The following is a 19,854-nucleotide window of genomic DNA, read 5'->3' on the forward strand; positions in this document are numbered from 1 at the left end:
GTCAAGGAACAATGAAAGACAGCATCGTGAAATTGAGAATTTATGGGATGGTGCACATGGAATTAATCCGCCGATTATTTAAGACCGCATCTCGGTTGATCGAGATCAGCTCAGATCATGATCTGGAAGCACCTGCACCAGAAATCGTCGAAATTTCCCCTAACCTATTGGCAAATATAGAGCACCTCGCCACGATTTTCAGCGATACGCCTGATTTGATCGTTCGCACGTTTACTTATAAACAATCCGGCGCTCCAGCAGCTCTTGCCTATCTAGATGGGCTCGTGGATAAAAACGCCATCAATAATAACGTCCTCAACGAACTCATGTTTCACACGACTTTAGATGACAGGGATGAATTGCCTGTCGCTTTAGGACAAATCAAAAGCCTTCTTTCTTGGGAAAGCGTAGAAAATTCAGTTTTGCGTGGCTACAGTATTCTTTTTATTGATGGCCAAGCCCATGCTTTTTCCTTAGAAACACAAGGCTGGCCGCAACGAGCCATTGAAGATTCCCAAATAGAAGCCTCACTGAAAGGTGCGCATCAAGGCTTTATTGAGACAGGAAGTCAAAATATTGCCTTAATTCGCCGCTACATCTCCAGCCGTGAGCTCAAGATAAAAGAATTTTATGTCGGAAACAGGACCAAAAGTAAGGTTTCCATCTTGTATTTAGAAGATATTGCACTGCCAGAGATTCGTCTTGAATTAGAGCGCCGCATCTCCAGCTTGCAGATCGACTGTATCTTAAATACAGGGGAGCTTGCGGAGCTGATTGAAGATAACCCCTTCTCCTTATTCCCGCAAATGATTACAACCGAGAGACCAGATACAGCCGCTTCTCAACTCCTGCAAGGCAGATACTGTGTCGTCGTAGATCGATCGTCGAGTGTATTGATTGCACCCGTTGGCCTAGCCGCCTTCTTCCAAGGTATTGATGATTACAGTACGCGTTGGCCCGTAGCTACCTTCTTTCGACTGCTTCGTTTCTTTGCTTGTATTATCGCAGCTTTTCTTCCGGCATTTTATATTGCCTGCATTTCCTACAATCATGAACTGATTCCCTTGGACTTGATTCTATCCATTGGAGAATTTCGTTCGGCAGTCCCCTTTCCGCCTTTCATTGAAGCCATGATCATGGAGATTATGCTCGAAATGTTAAGAGAGGCAGGCGTCCGTCTTCCTGCACCGGTGGGACAAACTGTCGGGATTGTAGGTGGTATCGTCATTGGGCAAGCAGCGGTTGAAGCTGGCATCGTGAGCAATCTCATGGTCGTCGTCGTTGCGTCCACAGCGGTTGCCTCCTTCATTCTTCCTAATTATGATATGGCGGCGTCCGTTCGTTTAATTCGCTTCCCGATGATGACCCTTGCCTCCCTATACGGGATCATAGGGATTATGGCAGGCGCAGTGGTCATACTTGCTCACCTCATTAGTTTAAAATCACTTGGAGAATCGTACAGCACGCCTATTGCACCGGTCCGAATAGCGGACTGGAAAGATGTTTTCATCCGTCTGCCGCTCAAAAAAATGGTCCATCGTCCCAAAAGTGTACGCACGCTTCAAAAACGTCGGTATGGCATGATGAAAAAGGAAGGAGACGACTCTTCATGATTCCAGGCAAAGGCAATCAGATTACACTGTTTCAATATATTTTGATCATTCACAGTGTCCAATTAGGCGTTGGCCTTATCCCTCTGCCTGGCGATCTTGCAAAAGGCTGCGGGACCGACGGATGGATTGTTCTCATCATTGGATGGCTTATTTCAATCGTCAGCAGTCTGATTATCATTCAGATTATGAGGTGCCACCCCAATGGCACGATCACTGATTTACTGAGTCATTACTTTGGAAAATGGGTTGGAAAAGTGGGAATGGTTATGTTTGCCGGCTATTTCCTCCTCTATATCTATTTAATTTATAATCGTATGGGCTTGTTAGTTCAAAATTGGATTATGCAGCAAACGAATGTCTCCATACTCATGCTGCTTTTTCTCCTTCCCGCTTATATGATTACCAGGGGTGGATTTCGCATCATTGGCCGCTATTCTGAAATCCTTCTTTTTCTTTCCATCGCCTTAATTTTAACTTCCCTCTATCTATTCAAACATGCGCAATGGATTCATCTGCTTCCCATCCTGAAACATGGCTGGATACCCATATTACAAACCTTAAGAACCAACATTCTGTCTTTTATCGGGTTTGAAATTGCCTTCTTTCTATACCCCTACTTAGAAAAAAAAAGTTCAGCTTCCCTAGGCATCATAATTGCGAATTCGATTACTTTTTTTGTTTACATGTTGTTTACCTTACTTGCTTTTGTCAATTTCAGTCCAGACGAGATTACACAATACCATAATACGCTCATCTCATTATTTAAAATCATTGAGTTCCGTTTTCTGGAACGCTTTGACATTTTAATCCTTTCCATCTACTTGTTGGTTATCTTAAGAACTTTCGTTCCTGTTCTGTATGCTGCAGTTATTTGTACACAGCAGCTTGGGCTCAAAGGGCAGCCCCGCCTGCATATCCTTCTCCTACTTACCTTTATGGTAGGTGTCACATGGGTTTGGAAACCTGGTTGGAATGAAAGCGAGCGCTTAAGCGATATTGTTCAAAATATTGGAATCTGGATCGCTTTTGTTATGCCGCCGCTCTTATGGGTCACTATAAAGGGCATGCGTCGATTAAGGAGGTCCTCCCTATGAAGCCGATGCGAACAAGCCTTATTTTGTTTCCGCTTTTCGCTTTCTTCATTGGGATATCCAGCTGCAAAGATCAAATGCCTTTAGAAAATGTGTCACTTGTCCTCATGGTCGGGTTGGATTTGGATAAAGATAACAATCTCGTCATTTATGCATCAAGTCCGGTCTTTAACAAGGAAGCCAAAGAAAAAAATGAAGTTACCAAAGTAACCGCGATTAACATAAGGGATAGCCGAAACGAATTTGACACGCGCGCTTCGGCACTTGTTAGCGCTGGTAAAATCCAAAATGTGCTCATAAGTAAGCGCATCTTGGCTCATGACGATTGGTTTAAGCTGCTGGATGTCTTCTATCGTGACCCCAAAACATCTGAAACGGCCAGAGTGATCGCTGTTGACGGCTCTGTCGAGGAGATTATTAACTTTGCGCCAGTCGATAAACGGCGACTTTCCATGCATATTGCCAAGCTCCTAGATACTGCTCATATGCGGAACTTGGTACAAGTCACCACATTATTTGACCTTCATCGGCAAATGTATGAGAAAGGAATCACACCTTACTTAACTGACCTCCGCAAGGATACGGAAGTTGTGGCAACGGGCACACTGCTTTTGAATAAAAAAGGAAAATATGCCTACACCATAAACAATACGGAGAATCAACTTCTTCAGATGCTGCAAAAGGAGAAAAATGGTGCTCTATCCTTTACCGTCAAGTTGCCAGAAGAGAAAGGCGATTCGTTCTTTGAAACAGGCGCACTCAGCTTCTATGTGTTAAGTATCAAAAGAGACATGAAAGTCTCCTTCGAGCAGAATAAGTTCGTTTTTGACATCCAATGCTCCATGCCTATTCAATTGACTGAGAAACCTTTCACCTTCGATGTAATGAATGATTCACCTAAGCTTGAAGCCGAGATCAATCATCAGCTAGAAGCGCAAATGAAATCTCTAGTAAAAAAAATGCAAGAGCATGAAGTTGATCCCATCGGTCTAGGCCTTTATGCACGCGCCTATCAATTCAAGGCTTGGGAGCAGGTTCAGGATGAGTGGGGTCACGCTTTCTCGGAAGCTGATGTACGCATACACGTAAAGACGAAAATAAAGAATATGGGTGAAACCCTATAAAGCATGTATGAGATACGTGAAAAAACACCATCTTATAGGAGAATATTCCAATCAGAAAGAGGTGACACCTTTGTCAGATAACAACAACGAATTAGATCATGAACTTACGGCGCACGAGTACCCCCGTAATATTCCAGATTTCCAATTCCTGAGCACTAAGAAGCCTGAGGAATGGACTGAAATTGAGCTACTTCAGCTCCACAGGACCATGAGCGACTTATCTCCCTACCTTCACGAACAAGATACAGCCATGCACAATCAAATTACACGGGAAATGGAACGGCGCGGCATTTAATGGTCGACCGACTTAGTAAACACAAATGTTGCTTTATTAGCTGTGTTCCTTCATAATGAAATTGAAACTACATAATTTTTAGGAGGTATTTATTCAATGGCACATCAACTACCAGCTCTTCCGTACGCAAACGAAGCTCTTGAGCCGCACATCGACGCAAAAACTATGGAGATTCATCACGATCGTCACCATAACGCTTATGTAACTAACTTGAACGCAGCTTTGGACAAACATCCAGCTCTTCATGACAAATCCCTTAATGACTTGATCGCTGACCTTAACAGCCTTCCTGAAGATATCCGTACAGCAGTTCGCAACAATGGTGGCGGACACGCTAACCACTCCCTATTCTGGGAAACAATCGGACCAGAAGCTGGCGGAGCACCTACAGGCGCACTAGCAGCTGCAATTGACAGCGAGCTTGGCGGCTTTGATAAATTCAAAGCAGATTTCGCTGCTGCTGCAACTACACGTTTTGGCTCTGGCTGGGCTTTCCTAGCTGTTGACAAAGCTGGTAAATTGAAAGTATACAGCTTGCCGAACCAAGACAGCCCGATCATGGAAGGCGAAACGCCGGTTCTTGGTCTTGATGTTTGGGAGCATGCTTACTACCTTAACTACCAAAACAAACGCCCTGACTACATCGCAGCTTTCTGGAACGTTGTTAACTGGAACGAAGTTAGCAAACGTTACGACGCAGCGAAGTAATACGGAAATAAGAGGAAGCGACCCCTGCGGGGGGCGCTTTTTTTCATGTGAGGATTTAACTTAACTTAATTTGATCAATCGGAGAGAGGCATTAAGGTCACTGACGCCATCACTACCGTTTGGAATAATGTCATACGTAAAAAGCGACCCGAGAGGGTCGCTTTTTCACAATTACTTATACATCCTAATGCGATAGTGCTTTTGGATTAAAACCAAATTTATTCTCCTTGTCATGGCTATCTTGGCATTCGAACACGAGTAGAATGATAGCACCAATCAATGGAATAATCCCTATTAACAACCACCATCCAGATCTTCCTGTATCATGTAATCTACGAACTGAAATAGCCAACCCAGGTAATAAAATCCCTAATGTATAAATACCACTTAATAGATTATCCAGTCCAAGAATCCAATCAATGATCCCAATAGCAACTGAAATAATAAAATTAAACAATACAAACATCCAATATTCCTTCCGTCTTGCTCTACCTGAAAACCCTACATAGTTCGATAACGCCTTTAAATACCAACTCATCGGCAATAACCCCTTTTTATTATTATTCTGATTTTATTGAATCTATTAACATTATATGGGATTGAACTTACCGAAAAATGTCGAAATTTGCTGTCAATTATTGAATTTTCACAAAGAATTCACAAATTTTTTGCAATATTTTGTTTCCTTGTACACTTAAGAATTGTTCTTACTGCTTTTCTCTTTACGCCGTATCGTAAGCGTTGTACCATGAAGTAAAATAAAGTAAATTATCTAAAGCTGAAATGAGTTGACGACCCTTGAAGACCATCGTTCCTTTACTTCAACATATTCCCCTCTTTCAAGAGCTCGCTGAAGATGATTTGTTTGGAATTGCCCCTTTATTTGCTGAAAAGAAAGTGAATAAGGGTACTATTCTTTTTGTCGAAGGTGATGTTGGCGAGGAACTATTCTTGATCCAATCCGGTGTCGTGAAGATATATCGAGTTGACGAAGCCAAAGAAATTACACTCGCTTTGTTCCGTGATGGGGATTTTTTCGGCGAAATGTCTCTGCTTAGCAGTGGTATGACTCGTTCAGCAACCGCCGAAGCGTTGGCTTCCAGTACCTTTTACGTCTTAAACCGCACGTCATTTACATCATTCTTGGAAAAAAGCCCTAAGCTATGCCTAAAACTCCTAGAAACGACGATGCAGCGTTTACGGCATGCCAATGATCAAATCTTTGATTTGACTTTCCTAGGCGTTCGCTCACGCATTATCAAGACGATGATTCGCTTGTCCGAACAGCACGGCATTATGACACCTACAGGTCTTCTTATCGATGTGAAGCTTACTCATCAACAACTGGCAAATTTAGTTGGCACTGTGCGTGAATCCGTCACAAAAGTACTCCAGGAAATGCTGGATGACGAGCTTATTTACATTGACAAAAAGTTAATCACATTAAGAAATATCGAAGCCATTAAGGCTGAAATCCGGTAGTTTCCATCTAATCGTGCTAAGATAATAAAGAAAAGCGACCCAAAGGGCCGCTTTTTTTGTTTTCAGTAAGCTGTAAAGGGAACTATCTCTTCGGATTTGGACCATATTGATTATCGGCGGCATCACTATCCTGACAGAAAAACACGAGCAAGATGATGGAACCAATTAAGGGAATTAAGCTAATTAATAGCCACCAGCCACTTTTACCCGTGTCATGTAGTCTTCGAAATGCAACCGCAAGTGAAGGCAAAAGGATAGCTAATGAATAAATAAAGGATAGGACCTGATTCGTTCCGATAATAGCTTCAATAATACCAAGTGCAATTGAAATAATAATATTGATAAGCACAAACATCCAATATTCTTTCCGTCTTGCTCTACCTTGAAAACCAACGTAATTCGATAAGACTTTGAAATACCATTCCATGAACATCAACTCCTTAGTGTTTGTTTACAACGGCATTCTGCGATATCTACACGCCAGCTTTTCTCCTCCATTGATATTCCTTTCAAAGGAATCTCATTCATTTAGTTTTGGAAGTTAACGCAAAAAAGCGACCCATAGGGTCGCTTTCTTATGAATCACGATGTCGTTTTACGCTTCATTGCCTTCCTGCCATTCCCTCATAATCCGTACAAACACATTCGGAAAAGCATAATTCTGGAGATCCTCCGGACCTACCCAGCGGTAATGAAAAGGAATCCATTCCTCCCCAGTGCTCGGACGGTTCGCGTCGCCAAGCTTCGCGCGATATACCTTCATTTTCCATACAATATGGCTGAAAATATGCTCCGTATCCATGAACCATGCCTCCGGCTGGATCCCGATCTGCTCCTGCTCCGCAAGTGCCTCACGAAGTGCCACCTGGTTGTCCTCATCAGACTGCCAAGCCGTTGTCGCCCATTCGACATGCGGGAGCTCCCACATCCGAGCTAGCAAGCCCTCTTGCTGGCGCTGCCTGATCAACCATTTGCCTGCATGCTCGCCAGTCCCCTCGATGAGAGCGACAGCACGCAGCTCAGGGCGGGGCGGCTTCGCTTTCTTTTTGATGGGCAGAGCCTCTTCCATGCCAGCTTCACGGGCTGAACAATGTGCCATGACAGGGCACGTCAAGCAATGTGGTGACCTTGGGGTGCACACCATGGCTCCGAGCTCCATCAGCGCTTGGTTGAAGTCGCTGGCAGTTCCGTCCAAGATCAGCTCGCGTGCCAGCTTTTCCATAATCGTCCGTGTCGACGGCTTCATAATGTCTTCTTCGATGAGAAAATAGCGCGAAAGTACGCGCATCACATTGCCATCGACCGCAGGCTCAGGCTTGTTGTAGGCGATGCTCAGGATCGCTCCTGATGTATAAGGCCCTACGCCTTTGAGCGCGGAGATATCCTCTTTATTTTGCGGGACAATGCCCTCATAACGTTCGTGCACTTCTCTAACAGCAGATTGAAGGTTCCTTGCTCGTGAATAGTAGCCGAGTCCTTCCCACGCTTTAAGGACATTTTCTTCTGGTGCGGTTGCAAGCGCCTCGACAGTTGGAAATTGATCAATAAATCGATGAAAATACGGAATTACGGTATCCACACGTGTTTGCTGCAGCATGACTTCGGAAATCCATATATAATAAGGGTTTTTACTTCTACGCCAAGGTAAATCACGTTTATGTGTCTGGTACCAATCCAAGAGATTCTTGGAAAAATACATCTTCTGTTCTTCGCTGTACATGAGCTCTCCTTCTCTATGGGGCACGTTCAAGTTATAATGGATGAATGGATATGGTACCATTATACGAGAAGTTCGGAACATAAAACTAGAGGTGAATGTATGCAAACGTCGAAGCAAGCTAATTTGACTAAACCAGGGCAACATCAATTAACAAATAAAAGAAGAGATTGGCTGCGCGAAGCTCAGGGACTTATTCCCCTTGTGTTCATTTGGGGCGCCGAGTGGGTGTTTAGCGCTGGAGTTGATTTCGCCCTCTACTGGCGCGATTTGGATTGGTTGAAGCAAGCGGCTTTCATCACCGCTGTAGTGGCTAGCTTGATCCAGATTTGGGGGATGCGCAAATCCTTGAGTCCTGGAAACACAAGTGAAACCGAGGATTCTGTGAAGCATGGCTGGGGGCATCCTATATTTCTAGTGCTACCAGGAGCACTACTCGTTGCTGCCGTTGCTTTATTGGATGCCATCGGTGCAGTGAGTCCGTTGTTTGCGCCTATCTTGCGAGCGTTCCTACTCGCGATCGGGTTCGTTCAGGTCGGCCTGCTGCTCGGTAGATCGCTTATTTATGTGGGATTGTGGCTTTTCACGCTAACTGCGGTCATGGCCGTGTGGTATTTGGGCTATTCGGATGTGATTCTCGAGGGAATGGGCGGCATCAGCCTGCTCGTGAGTGGGTATATGCTTCGGGTTTGGGCGAGGTAGAGAGTTAGTTAAAACACCAACCCAAACTAACTGGAAATCCTCCAGCTATTTTGAGAGAAATACACGTTTTTCAACGATTAGATGGATTTTCTGCATCTATTTTCGCCGAATGGAGCCACTTTAGCTCAAATCGGCTGAAATTAACTGTAGAAAATCCATCTATTTGCATTTACAGGCCAAATCCAGTGCAATTAACAGCAGAAAATCCAGTTATTTGTTCCACGCATGCAGACACTCACAGCTGCTCAACAATCGCATAAGCCGCAGCCATTGATGCAGTATGCGTAATGCTAATATGTATGCGGTGACTGCCCTGAAGACCTGCCCGCAGCAAAGCCTCCTCTTTCACCTGGCAGACGGGTTTGCCAAGTAGGTCCGGCAGCACTTCGATATCTTGAAAACCAATCTGCTTTCCGATCCCGCAGCCAATGGCTTTCACGATCGCTTCCTTCGCTGCGAAACGTCCTGCAACGAACTCCGCGAGCCGTCCGCGACGTTTCTGCGCTAGCTCCTGCTCCACAGGTGTCAACACTCGCGCCATAAAGCGATCGCCTGAAAGTCCTTCGAGCATTTTGCCTATTCGCTCAATTTCAATTAAATCCGTTCCAACACCCATGATCATCGCTCAACCGGCCTCATTTCTGCTCGCAATAACGCTTTGCGTACAATTTAACCGATTCCTCGGCTAAGGTCAAGGGAACCGCCGCGCACAAACACCACAGGTTACGTTAAGGTAAGTAAGTAACCCTATTTTCAGCTCTTATGTCTTCCGGCCGCAAGCGTTATACTAGGCATAGAAATTATAGCTAGGAGGCCATCATAGTGAAAATCATGCCACTGGAAAGACGCGGGATTTCAAACAGCCGCATTGTCTTCGGATGTATGGGATTAGGCGGAGATTGGGCCGGCAATCCATTAACCAAGGAAGATTACGTCACCGCTGAAAAAGCTGTAGAAGCCGCATTATCAATTGGAATTACGATGTTCGATCATGCTGACATTTATAAAAGAGGGAACTCTGAGACCGTCTTCGGTCAGGTTCTCAAGAATAGACCTGATTTGCGCGACCAAATCATTTTACAATCGAAATGCGGAATTCGCTTCCAAGATGAACAGCATCCGCAGCGTTTTGATTTTAGCAAAAACCATATCCTCAGCTCCGTAGATGGTATCCTCGGTCGACTTGGTGTGGAGCACATCGATATCTTGCTGCTGCATCGCCCGGATCCGCTCATGGAACCTGAAGAAATCGCGGAAGCTTTCAATACACTGCGCTCCGCGGGTAAGGTTCGCCATTTCGGCGTGTCTAACATGACCTCCGCGCAAATGCGCTTCATCCAAAACTCCCTGCCAGAACCGCTTGTCGTGAACCAATTGGAACTGAGTTTGGCGCGTTTGGATTGGATTGAGCAAGGCATTCTGGTGAATCAAAAGGTAGGAGCCAGCGTTAACTTCGCCGATGGTATCCTTGAACACTGTCAGATGAACGATATTCAAATTCAAGCATGGGGCCCTCTTGCTAAAGGTAAGTTCTCCGGCGGCGCCACTGAGGACGCGCCTGAAACCGTCAAGAAAACAGCTGCGCTTGTTCAGAAGCTGGCTGCTGAGAAAGAAACGACGCCAGAAGCCATCGTACTTGGCTGGCTCATGAAGCATCCGGCTCGCATTCAGCCGGTCATCGGCACTTCCTCCGCACAGCGGATCGTCGCTTGTGAAGACGCGGTTCGCATCGCGGACACGATGACACGCGAAGAATGGTACGCGCTGCTCGAGAGCTCCCGCGGCTTGCGTATGCCGTAGCCGTTTATACCCTGGGCATCTGCGTGCCCACGCAAATAAGGCCGTCGTGAAGTAGTAAAATCTACTTCACGACGGCCTCTTTCGCGCTCAGCTGATCACTTCACGCAGATCCCTATACTCCTGGGGACTAACGCCCTCCATCTCTTTGAACACGCGGCTGAAATGTTTCACATTCTCAAATCCAGCCCGTTCGCTGATCTCATAGACTTTGAAGTCTGTCGTGGCCAGCAGCTCGCGTGCCCGCTCAATGCGCAGCCTTTTCAAATAGTGAACGAAGCTTTCGCCCGTATACTCCTTGAAGGCCTGACTGAAATAGGAGTAATTGAAGGACACATGGTTCGAAACCATGGCCATATTCAGATCTTTATCAAAGTTCTCCTGTATGTATTGTGTGGCTTTCTTCATTTCTCTGTGGTCGATATGGAACGTCTTCATCGTGCGCACATACGCATTGAGTCGATCCAACAGGCCCTCGACACTATGATAATAATCTGAAAAATAATAGAAATTCGAGATATCCCCAACCTTTTTGAACAACCGCAGAATCTCCACAGACTCCCCGCCATACACATGAAATACTTTATCAAAAACAAGCTCATTCAAGGCTTTGCTCACAGCCTCTACATAGGCGATATCGAAACTAGCTACTGTTTTCATATCGAGTATTTCCAGCAGCAGCGCGGACATTTCCTTATTGCGGTCCGTTCCGAGCATATTGGCGATTCTTTGGATTGTAGCAAGAGGAACAGTGAAGTCCTTATTTTTGTGACAAATCGTTTCATAACTAACACTGCCTGGCCCCGACTGCAAAAACGTATACTTCAACGCCTCGAGAGCTTCCGTATATGCAGGCTGCAACCGCTCCGCTCCACGCGTGTAGTCGCTTACCCCCATGCTGTACATGAAATACCCTGCTGCCCCAGCGATTCGCTCCGTTAAATAGGGAAACAACTCCCCCTGCTCGGCAATGAGCACTAGCTGGTTTTCTTTATCCAGCACAATTGCATGCCGATCACGGCAGTGGTCTGGCACATGGGCAAGTTCATCTTGGATACGAGCCACAAATTCGGAATGCTTCATCTCCGCTGCCGTTCCCCGATAGTGAAGCACGCCAACTTGAAACCCTGCCTCCACCCAAGCCATATCAATCTGCCCGAGCTTGCTACGCATGGTCTCCCCATCTATGTGGGAATGCCGGAGCAAGTAACTCAACTGACTCTCCTTGAAAGCTTCCTTCTGCTGGAAGGAACTGTTCAATTGCTCCGAAATTTGCTCTTTCAGCTTCAGATCACTTTCCAAACGCACTAGAGCGCTAAACAACTCTTCCCGAACAATCGGCTTCAAGAGATATTCCTTCACTTCACAACGGATCGCTTCCTTCGCATAGGGGAAGTCATCGTGTCCGCTTAAAATAATAACTGCAGGCTTCAGAACCATCTCCTGAATCCGATTAATTAGCGTTATTCCATCCATCACGGGCATACGAATATCCGTAATGACAATATCTATCGTGACGCTCTGAATCAGCTGCAGCGCTTCTTCGCCGTCCCCAGCAAACTCGAACGTATACGCTTCGGGAAATTCACGGGCAATCATGGCTTTCAGGCCGAGTCGGATATTTTTCTCATCATCAACGATAAGTATGTTTCTCATCCGTAGACATCCCTCCAGACAATATCAAATAAGGCAGCTTCATGAATACTTTGGTATACGTCCCCTCTGCACTCTCTACCCAAATCCCATACTCATTCCCGTAGTACATTTTGATTCGCTGCGTCACATTACGCATCCCAATGCCGTTACCTTCCTGCTCGCGCTCGGGCCTATTCCCATATTTGTTATGAAAATACGCGTCCTCCATATGCAACTTCTCATGAAGCTCCTCTAGCTGAGAGGATGACATGCCTGCGCCATTATCTCCCACTTCGATGAGCATGCCCTCCTCGCTCTGGCTCGCACGAATCCAGATCGTGACACCTTCGCGTCTAGCCCTGTCGATATTCATGCCGTGCTTCACCGCATTCTCCACAAGGGGTTGAAGCGACATTTTCAATACTTCCTGATCGAGATAGCTGCTGGGAATATCCAGTTTCAGCTCTAATTTATCGTCATAGCGGATGTTCATAATCGCAATATAGTTCTGGATATGCTGAATTTCATGGCGCAGCTGAACCTGATCGCTGGACCACTTCAGACTGTAGCGCATCATCGCGCCAAGTGAAGTCAACGCATTCGAAATCGTATACTGCGCTTCGACTTCGGCCATCATTTTCAAATTTTCCAAGGTGTTGTACAGGAAATGCGCGTCGATCTGATTTTTCAGCGAGCTCAGCTCTGCTTCTTTTGTCGCCGCTTGTTTGTTCACAGCTTCCACGATGAGCTCATTCATCTTCTTCATCATTTGCCGGAAATGATGGGCAAGCTCGCCCACTTCCCCGCCTGCATCCATATCAATTTGTACATTGAGATCGCCTCTGCGCACCTTTTTCATGGAGTCTCGTAAGATATGCAATTTTTTTAGGATTAACCCTTGCAGGAAATACGTAATCGCTGACAAAAGCGCAATTAACACAACGGCAGCCGCGATAAATAAATTACGGGTATGATGAATTTGCGTCACGGGTTCTTTTAACGACACCACATTCAGTAAGTGAGCATCCAGATTATCGATGGCCGTCGCCAAAATCAAGTAAGGCGTATCCCCTATGGTGACCGTGAAATTAGATCCCTCCGGATGCGGGTTGGCATTCCAAGCCTGGCGCAGCTGCTCCATATTCATGCCTTTGAAAAATTCATCACCATTCCCCGTAAACATCCCACCATGTCGATCGATTACGAGCATATGTGACTGTCCATCCTGAATGGGACTGAACAGCTTCTGAAAAAACTTCTCCATCAGCATATCGACCTCAAGAATGGCAACGCGTGTGTCCTTGGGATAGTAAATTTCTTTCAACAGGGAGACGTATGTCCAGCTAGTTTCATTACTCGTGTTGTAGCGATTCATAATATCTTTCTCATTCTGCAAAATTTCCCAGCGGGCCTCACCCTTGCGTTCCAGCACGTCCTTGTACCAAGGTCTATCTGCGATTCGACTCTCTTTTAGAAAAATGGGCCAAATCTCTTCGGTATTCGGATTATCTGTAAACAAGCGCACATTGGCGATACTCGGGTTATTAAACAGGAGACGCTGTAAGTTTGAAAACGTATTCATATTAAAATCAACAAGCTCAGAAACTTCTAGCTCATGCGCGCTATGCAAATATTGAATAACCTCTTTGTCCGTGATGGAAAACTGTGCTGCACGCCCCATCGCTTCAATATTGCCCAGAATACTCGCCTTCTCACTCTCTAACGCATACTGATTATTGTTCACGGTGTCTTGAATCGTATTTCGATAAAATTCATTAAATAAATACCAAGAAATCAATATAATGGGAATCAAAATGATAATGATATAGGCACCGATTAGTTTCGTTTGAATCGAAATACGGTTCGTCATCTGCGTAATCCGCATTCTTCCTTTGCCTAGCATAGATCCCATGGTCTCATATCCCGTCTTTCTATTCGGTAGTTCTCTTATTTTAAACTAAAATACGGAGCATGCGGGAACTATTTGCGGCGAAAAACCCGAAAACCCGATAGATTCGGGCTCTCAGGTCGTTTTATAGATTTACTTCGCGGATGCAGCAATTTTCTTCACGTTAGATTCAAATTCTTTTTGTTGGTACGCTTGCACCTTATCCAAGCCAGCTGCTTTCCGATCCTTTTGGTATTTATCGAGCAACTGATCGAATTCGGCATCCGTTTTAGCTAATAGCAGCTTCGGAAGCGTTTTTCCCCACGCCTGGGCGATTTTCGTATTGGCAATGCCCTCTTCCGATGTCCCTGTTGGCACAATGTTATCGTACTGCGAGAAGCTTTTGGACTTACCTTTCGTCCACTCTTCCGGTTGTTTAATTGGTTCCACACTAGGTGGTGCCCATTGCAGATTCATGTTCGTATCCATCAGCATCCAGAAGGTATACGAGGAGCCATATTTTTTATCAAAAGCAGCCCGGTCTTTATTCATCAGATCCACCACTTCTGGCTTAAATTGATCTTTGCCATTGATGGTGTCATAGCTAACGCCTTTTTCACCGAGGTATAGATCCTTGTTCCCCTCTTCACTAATGAGGTAGCTCAAGAATTTAATCGCTCTTGCTTTGTCTTTCACGTCTTTGGAAATCAACGTCACTGTCCAACCTGAGATCCCAGGACCTGCTAGGGTTGGCGGGCTTTTTGCAGCATTAGCTGGACCGTCTACAGCGATGTAGACTTTGTTCGGATCTTTTTGGTACAGGGAAATATTTTGATTCGCTAAATCAGAACGTTGATACAACATGGCAAAATAGCGGCCTTGCGCGATCTTTTCTTCCATTTGAGGACGTTTATCGATAAAAATATCCTTGGCCAACAAGCCCATTTCATTGGCTTTACGGAACGTTTTGAGCCAGCTCACAAACTCTGGATCGGAGGAACGATCATAAAGCTTATTATCTTTTTCATACGGAATCGCTAAGAAATTTTGCAGCATGGAACCATTTTGACCAGCATCCAGCAGTGAACTATTCCCTAAGTCTCCGAACTCATGCAAACCCAGCGGAATCAGTGGCTGACCGTTCACATCAGGGAACTTCTCTTTCGCCACCTTAAGCGCGTTCAGGAACCCTTCTTGTGTTCTCATATCTGGTTTACCGATCGCCTCATACATATCTTTACGAACAAGGAACGTTTGGTTGGAGACGAAGTTTTGCCCGTATTTCTTGTAGTCCTCTGAGGAGGAGGACGCGTTCGGATAGCCGTAGAAATTGCCATCTTTCTGTGTGTACCACGATGTTTTCGCAGGATCAGCTACCTTGATAAAATAAGGATCATACTGTTTGGCAAGCTCATTCAGCGGAAGCACCATATTGCCTTCGATCATTTTCTTAACAGCATCTTCATACCAGCCCAGTGTGATAAAATCAGGCAACTTACCTGAAGCAATCATCGTATTCAGCTTCTCATTCTCATTGCCCGCAGGGACGATAAAGTTGATATTCACACCGGTTTTCTTGGTGATGTACTGCGAAGTGGCATCAACGCCCCATTTATTAGGAAACCAAGAAAAGTTAAGATACCAATCGAATGTAATCGGCTTTGTGTCGGATTTCCAACCTGGATCATTCGCGTTTGCTACAGGCGCAGCGGATTGTGGTGCGGCGGTTTCTGCCGCTTTGGTCGCCTCAGGACTGGCCGTACTGGTGTTAGTCTCTTTATCTGTGGTACAAGCAGTTATTGAAAAAGCTGTAAATAAAGCAAGCAATGTCGTTAGCGTTTTGCGTGGTTTCCTCATTGGCGTTTCCCCTTTTCGGATTCATTGTCATATGTGCAATCTCTGTCTAGAACAGAGCTGACCACCTAAGTAACGTGAAGATTAACCTGATTAACCTTTTATCGAACCGATCATAAAACCTTTTACAAAATACTTCTGTAAAAAAGGATAGATGATGACAATCGGCAATGTGGTTACAACCATCGTTGCAAGCTTAATCGACTGAGACGATACTGTCTTCGCCACACTTCCCGTCGTTGCAGCCATCATTTGATTGGAGCTGGACTGCGCAACGACCCGATAGAGATACGTCTGGATCGGTTGCAGTTCGCTTTTGTTAATATAGATCATCCCGGTAAAATAATCATTCCATTGATAGACGCCGTGAAAGAGCGCAATCGTAGCGACAACAGGCATGGACACCGGCAGGATGATTTGATAAAAGATTTTAAAATCATTTGCGCCATCAATCTTGGCGGCCTCCTCTAAGGCATCCGGGATTTCTCGGAAGAAGGCTAAGAAGATAATGAGATCGAAAAAGCTGAACATCGCCGGAATGATATATACCAGGAAGCTGTCGAGCATCCCTAAATCTCGGATTAACAAGTAGTACGGAATTAAGCCTCCGCTGAAAAATAAGGTGACCGTACCGATCAGCATGTAGACGTTACGGCCGATTAGCTCTTTGCGGGAAAATGCATAGGCCACCATCGCTGTAAAAAGTACGTGAACCACGGTACCAATAAGCGTTTTCGCTACGGTTACGCCCATCGCCAGCATGATGCCATTATTTGCAAAAACGGCTTTATAGCTGTCAATGCTGAACACCCGAGGCCACCAGTAGATGCCCCCTCGCATGGCGTCATTGCCTTCATTAAAGGAATTCACAAGCACATACCAGATGGGATAAATCGTTACGAAGCAGATAACTAGCATGAAAATAAAATTGAAATGATCGAATGCAGCCTCTTTGTAGGTTCTGCGATTCAGGGAAAACATCGTTGGCTCACCTCCTAGCTTTTAGAATAGAGACGTGTTGTTGAGCCTCTTGGTAATGAAATTCGCTGAAAGCAGCAACAGGAGTGAGATAAGCGACTTAATCAAGCCAACCGCCGTAGCATAGGAGAAACGACTCTGACGAAGGCCTACCTCATACACATACACATCGATCACGTTGCTGGCGCTGGCGTTTAGTTGGTTTTTGAGCACGAGAATTTGGTCGAAATTGGAGTTCAGAATACCGCTCACAGAGAGAATGAACAGGATCGTGATGGTTCCTTTGATGGATGGAAGGGTCACATAGAACATTTTCTGAAAACGCCCTGCTCCATCGATCGTTGCCGCTTCATACATATCCGGGGATACACCGGACATCGCTGCGAGATAGATAATCGCCGACCAGCCAAGCTCCTTCCAGATATCGGAGGTGATGATAATACTCCAGAAATACGAAGGCTCTGCCAAGTAGCTGATAGGCTCTTGGATAATATTGAGCGCTAGGAGGAGCTTGTTTATCAGGCCAACGTCAGCTAACCAAGTGGCAAGTATGCCACCGAGAATAACCCAAGATAAGAAGTGGGGTAAGTAGGAAATCGTTTGAACCAGCTTCTTAAAACGGATCGAACGAAGTTCGTTCAGAAATAAGGCGAACACGATGGGAAGCGGAAAGCCAATAATGAGTTTGAGCACACTCATCCCGACGGTATTTTTAATGACACTGGCTAAATTGTCGTCTTCCAGAAAAGCCTTGAAGTGCTCAAGCCCCGCCCAAGGTGCGGCCGATATGGGTTTTACAATATTGAAATCCTTAAAAGCGATGAGTATCCCGTACATGGGGACATAGTGAAAAATAATCATCCACGCGACGCCGAGCAGCGCCATAACCTGCAAATATCGCTGTGCGTATACGATGCGGAGCAGCCTTGACGCTGATTTGCGGAAAGGGACTGACTTGTGATTCGGAGTGGCAATTTCCGTCTCCGTCTTCATTTCTGGCTGCACCTCCTGTGTCTTTTCCTTGTAAGCACTTTCATAACTCATTATAGGTGTTCTATCCTGACCATGTAAGGCTTCAAATTTCAGCTATGGTTACTATTTTTTGGATATGTGGTGAGAGTCCTGACATTTAGCCTACTCTACGCTGCAACTAGACAAATAAATGGATTCAATGTAGCTAATTTTGCCGATTCTCCCCATTTGGGAGTAATAAATGGATTTCCTACAGTTAATTTCCGCCAAAGTCGACCAAACGGCCGATCTTGCTGAAATTAGCTGCACTTTTTCCATTTATTCGCTAAATCTTAGATCATACGCCAATATTAGCTGTATGTTTTACAGTTATTTGAAAGCTAGCTACTCAACTGAACACTGCCAACAACTACTGCTTCTTCTAGTCAATGAACAACCAGCATGGCACACGAAAGAGACCCAAGGCAAGATTGCCTCAGGTCTTCTTCAATTAGATTTACTTCGCTACGGGTGCAGCTGTCGGTGTTGATGTTAACTCCCTCACTTCAGGGACTGCTGCAGGTACTGATCTTGATCGCTCCGTGACTTGGGCTGCCGCAGTCGCTGATCTTGATCCCTCCTCAGCCGGTACAGCTGTAGGTGTTAGTCTTGATCTCTCAGCTGCTGGCGCAGCTACTGGTGCTGGTGCTGTTCTTGATCTCTCCGTAGCTTGGGCTGCTGCAGCTTCTGACCTTGATCCCTCCACTACCCGTGCGGGCGCTGGTGTTAGCGCAGGCGCTGAACTTGACTCCACCGTTGGTGTGGTAGGTGCCACTGTATCAGCAACCTTGGTTTCACTGCCTTTATCCACAGACGTATTGGTATTCGTATTGGTATTTGTCCCCGTTGTTAGCGAACTCGTCTCAGTTGTCTTCTGATCAACAATTGGTGAATTGGATTCAACCGCTGATTTCTTATCCACACTTGCATTCGTCAACGAGCAACCACTAATAATGAGAACGGCAGCCAAACCAAGGAACGACCAACGGTACGAATTAAATTGAAACTGTTTTATCATCATAATTCTCCTCTTTAACTGTGACTTGTTTCCAGATAAATGAACATTGCCAGGTACACTTACGGGACGGACATAGGTTTCTAATAATTGAATGAGCGTATATCCGTAATCTTCTCTTTTGGATGGTTCAAGATAAGAAAGAGCTAATGCATCGCTTGCAATCTCCTGGTCTTCACGCATCCGTTGATGAGCATACCAGAGCATTGGGTTAAACCAATGAATGATCAACATCACTTGCATCAGCCAATTAACGCCGATATCGTTTCGTTTACAATGTGCGAGTTCATGTAGAAAAACATGCCTTAATTGTTCCTCATTTAAACTATTGAGAACCGTCTGCGGGATAACTAGCCAAGGCTTCCTGACGCCAAATAGCGTCGGCATCGAGATTTTGTCCGAGGCCACTAACGTGACAGGCTTATGTATCGACATGAGCTGTTGACACTGAGCGAACAGGTGTAGGATGCCGATATCGGATATCGGACTCGTTTCTTTTTTTATTTTCAGAGCAAATTTATGGTTAATTACTACGGTATATATCGCAAATAGGACAATGCCCAGCAGCCATATAGACATGGCATACTTGTACAATAGATTCTCTGCTGCGCCGCTATCTTCAAACTCCTCATGCATGCCAATTTCTACTACCGAATCAATCTCGTGAATGCTCCCAGGGTACGATATCCAATTATAAATGCTTAAATGACTTTCCAAGTTCCAAGGCAGGAGCAGTCGAACGAGCACTAATAACCACATGAGATAATGCCATCTAGGTTTAATCCGTTTATGCAGGATGCGCTGAATCAGCAGGATAAACACAACAGTAATCGTTGCCATGAGCGAGACGGATATAATCCAGCCAAAAAGACCTGTAAGAACTTCACTTATTCGGCCCACGTTCACCCCTCCCTTATTTCATAAAAGCGAAACCTTCCTGAAGC

18 protein-coding genes are annotated in these 19,854 nt (G+C 45.3%); 8 read left to right on the plus strand and 10 right to left on the minus strand.

All coding sequences use genetic code 11. From position 1 onward, the window contains the following. Nucleotides 1-56 precede the first annotated feature (56 nt). From AC58QM_RS24585 to AC58QM_RS24605, 5 genes are all read left to right on the plus strand, one after another. A complete protein-coding gene (locus AC58QM_RS24585; protein WP_497287476.1) occupies nucleotides 57-1,613 on the plus strand; it encodes a spore germination protein in 1,557 nt (518 codons plus the stop codon). After that, nucleotides 1,610-2,707, plus strand: a complete 1,098-nt coding sequence (locus AC58QM_RS24590; RefSeq protein ID WP_497287477.1) for a GerAB/ArcD/ProY family transporter — start codon at nucleotides 1,610-1,612, stop codon at nucleotides 2,705-2,707. The genes AC58QM_RS24585 and AC58QM_RS24590 overlap by 4 nt, the downstream gene beginning before the upstream one ends. After that, a complete protein-coding gene (locus AC58QM_RS24595; RefSeq protein WP_497287478.1) occupies nucleotides 2,704-3,828 on the plus strand; it encodes a Ger(x)C family spore germination protein in 1,125 nt (374 codons plus the stop codon). The genes AC58QM_RS24590 and AC58QM_RS24595 overlap by 4 nt, the downstream gene beginning before the upstream one ends. 70 nt (nucleotides 3,829-3,898) lie before the next feature. Next, on the plus strand, nucleotides 3,899-4,123 hold the full coding sequence (yfhS, locus tag AC58QM_RS24600) for a mother cell protein YfhS (protein WP_497287479.1): 225 nt from the start codon (nucleotides 3,899-3,901) through the stop codon (nucleotides 4,121-4,123). A gap of 96 nt (nucleotides 4,124-4,219) precedes the next feature. Beyond that, nucleotides 4,220-4,831 carry a superoxide dismutase gene (locus AC58QM_RS24605; RefSeq protein ID WP_477589195.1) on the plus strand — a complete coding sequence of 204 codons (612 nt, stop codon included), beginning with the start codon at nucleotides 4,220-4,222 and terminating at the stop codon, nucleotides 4,829-4,831. A gap of 184 nt (nucleotides 4,832-5,015) precedes the next feature. Here AC58QM_RS24605 and AC58QM_RS24610 read toward each other — a convergent pair whose 3' ends face one another. After that, on the minus strand, nucleotides 5,016-5,369 hold the full coding sequence (locus AC58QM_RS24610; RefSeq protein ID WP_497287480.1) for a DUF805 domain-containing protein: 354 nt from the start codon (nucleotides 5,367-5,369) through the stop codon (nucleotides 5,016-5,018). 260 nt (nucleotides 5,370-5,629) lie between these two features. Between AC58QM_RS24610 and AC58QM_RS24615 the strand changes: the two genes are divergently transcribed. Next, complete coding sequence (locus tag AC58QM_RS24615; RefSeq protein ID WP_497287481.1) at nucleotides 5,630-6,313, plus strand: Crp/Fnr family transcriptional regulator; 684 nt, start codon at nucleotides 5,630-5,632, stop codon at nucleotides 6,311-6,313. Between the two features lie 82 nt (nucleotides 6,314-6,395). On the opposite strand, the gene AC58QM_RS24620 is transcribed toward AC58QM_RS24615, so the two are convergent. Next, entirely contained in the window at nucleotides 6,396-6,740 is a 345-nt protein-coding gene (locus AC58QM_RS24620; protein WP_497287482.1) for a DUF805 domain-containing protein, read from the minus strand. A 168-nt stretch (nucleotides 6,741-6,908) separates the two neighbouring features. After that, entirely contained in the window at nucleotides 6,909-8,033 is a 1,125-nt protein-coding gene (mutY, locus tag AC58QM_RS24625) for an A/G-specific adenine glycosylase (RefSeq protein ID WP_497287483.1), read from the minus strand. 99 nt (nucleotides 8,034-8,132) lie between these two features. Here mutY and AC58QM_RS24630 point away from each other — a divergent pair, with 99 nt between their 5' ends. Then, entirely contained in the window at nucleotides 8,133-8,732 is a 600-nt protein-coding gene (locus AC58QM_RS24630) for a hypothetical protein (protein WP_497287484.1), read from the plus strand. Between the two features lie 235 nt (nucleotides 8,733-8,967). Here AC58QM_RS24630 and acpS read toward each other — a convergent pair whose 3' ends face one another. Next, on the minus strand, nucleotides 8,968-9,354 hold the full coding sequence (gene acpS, locus AC58QM_RS24635; protein WP_497287485.1) for a holo-ACP synthase: 387 nt from the start codon (nucleotides 9,352-9,354) through the stop codon (nucleotides 8,968-8,970). A gap of 200 nt (nucleotides 9,355-9,554) precedes the next feature. Here acpS and AC58QM_RS24640 point away from each other — a divergent pair, with 200 nt between their 5' ends. Further along, a complete protein-coding gene (locus AC58QM_RS24640; RefSeq protein ID WP_497287486.1) occupies nucleotides 9,555-10,532 on the plus strand; it encodes an aldo/keto reductase in 978 nt (325 codons plus the stop codon). 87 nt (nucleotides 10,533-10,619) lie between these two features. Here AC58QM_RS24640 and AC58QM_RS24645 read toward each other — a convergent pair whose 3' ends face one another. From AC58QM_RS24645 to AC58QM_RS24670, 6 genes are all read right to left on the minus strand, one after another. Further along, complete coding sequence (locus tag AC58QM_RS24645) at nucleotides 10,620-12,185, minus strand: response regulator (protein WP_497287487.1); 1,566 nt, start codon at nucleotides 12,183-12,185, stop codon at nucleotides 10,620-10,622. Continuing rightward, complete coding sequence (locus AC58QM_RS24650) at nucleotides 12,163-14,076, minus strand: sensor histidine kinase (RefSeq protein ID WP_497287488.1); 1,914 nt, start codon at nucleotides 14,074-14,076, stop codon at nucleotides 12,163-12,165. Before AC58QM_RS24650 ends, AC58QM_RS24645 begins: the two co-directional genes overlap by 23 nt. A 129-nt stretch (nucleotides 14,077-14,205) precedes the next feature. Next, a complete protein-coding gene (locus AC58QM_RS24655; RefSeq protein WP_497287489.1) occupies nucleotides 14,206-15,909 on the minus strand; it encodes a type 2 periplasmic-binding domain-containing protein in 1,704 nt (567 codons plus the stop codon). Nucleotides 15,910-15,999: 90 nt separating this feature from the next. Next, on the minus strand, nucleotides 16,000-16,887 hold the full coding sequence (locus AC58QM_RS24660; protein ID WP_497287490.1) for a carbohydrate ABC transporter permease: 888 nt from the start codon (nucleotides 16,885-16,887) through the stop codon (nucleotides 16,000-16,002). A gap of 21 nt (nucleotides 16,888-16,908) precedes the next feature. After that, nucleotides 16,909-17,877 (minus strand): ABC transporter permease, encoded by a 969-nt coding sequence (locus AC58QM_RS24665; RefSeq protein ID WP_497287491.1) that lies wholly within the window; start codon nucleotides 17,875-17,877, stop codon nucleotides 16,909-16,911. A 475-nt stretch (nucleotides 17,878-18,352) separates the two neighbouring features. Continuing rightward, the gene (locus AC58QM_RS24670; protein WP_497287492.1) at nucleotides 18,353-19,810 is read right to left on the minus strand and encodes a M56 family metallopeptidase; all 1,458 of its coding nucleotides are present in this window, start codon (nucleotides 19,808-19,810) and stop codon (nucleotides 18,353-18,355) included. Between the last annotated feature and the right edge of the window lie 44 nt (nucleotides 19,811-19,854).

The sequence above is a fragment of the Paenibacillus sp. J22P165 genome (assembly GCF_059692015.1).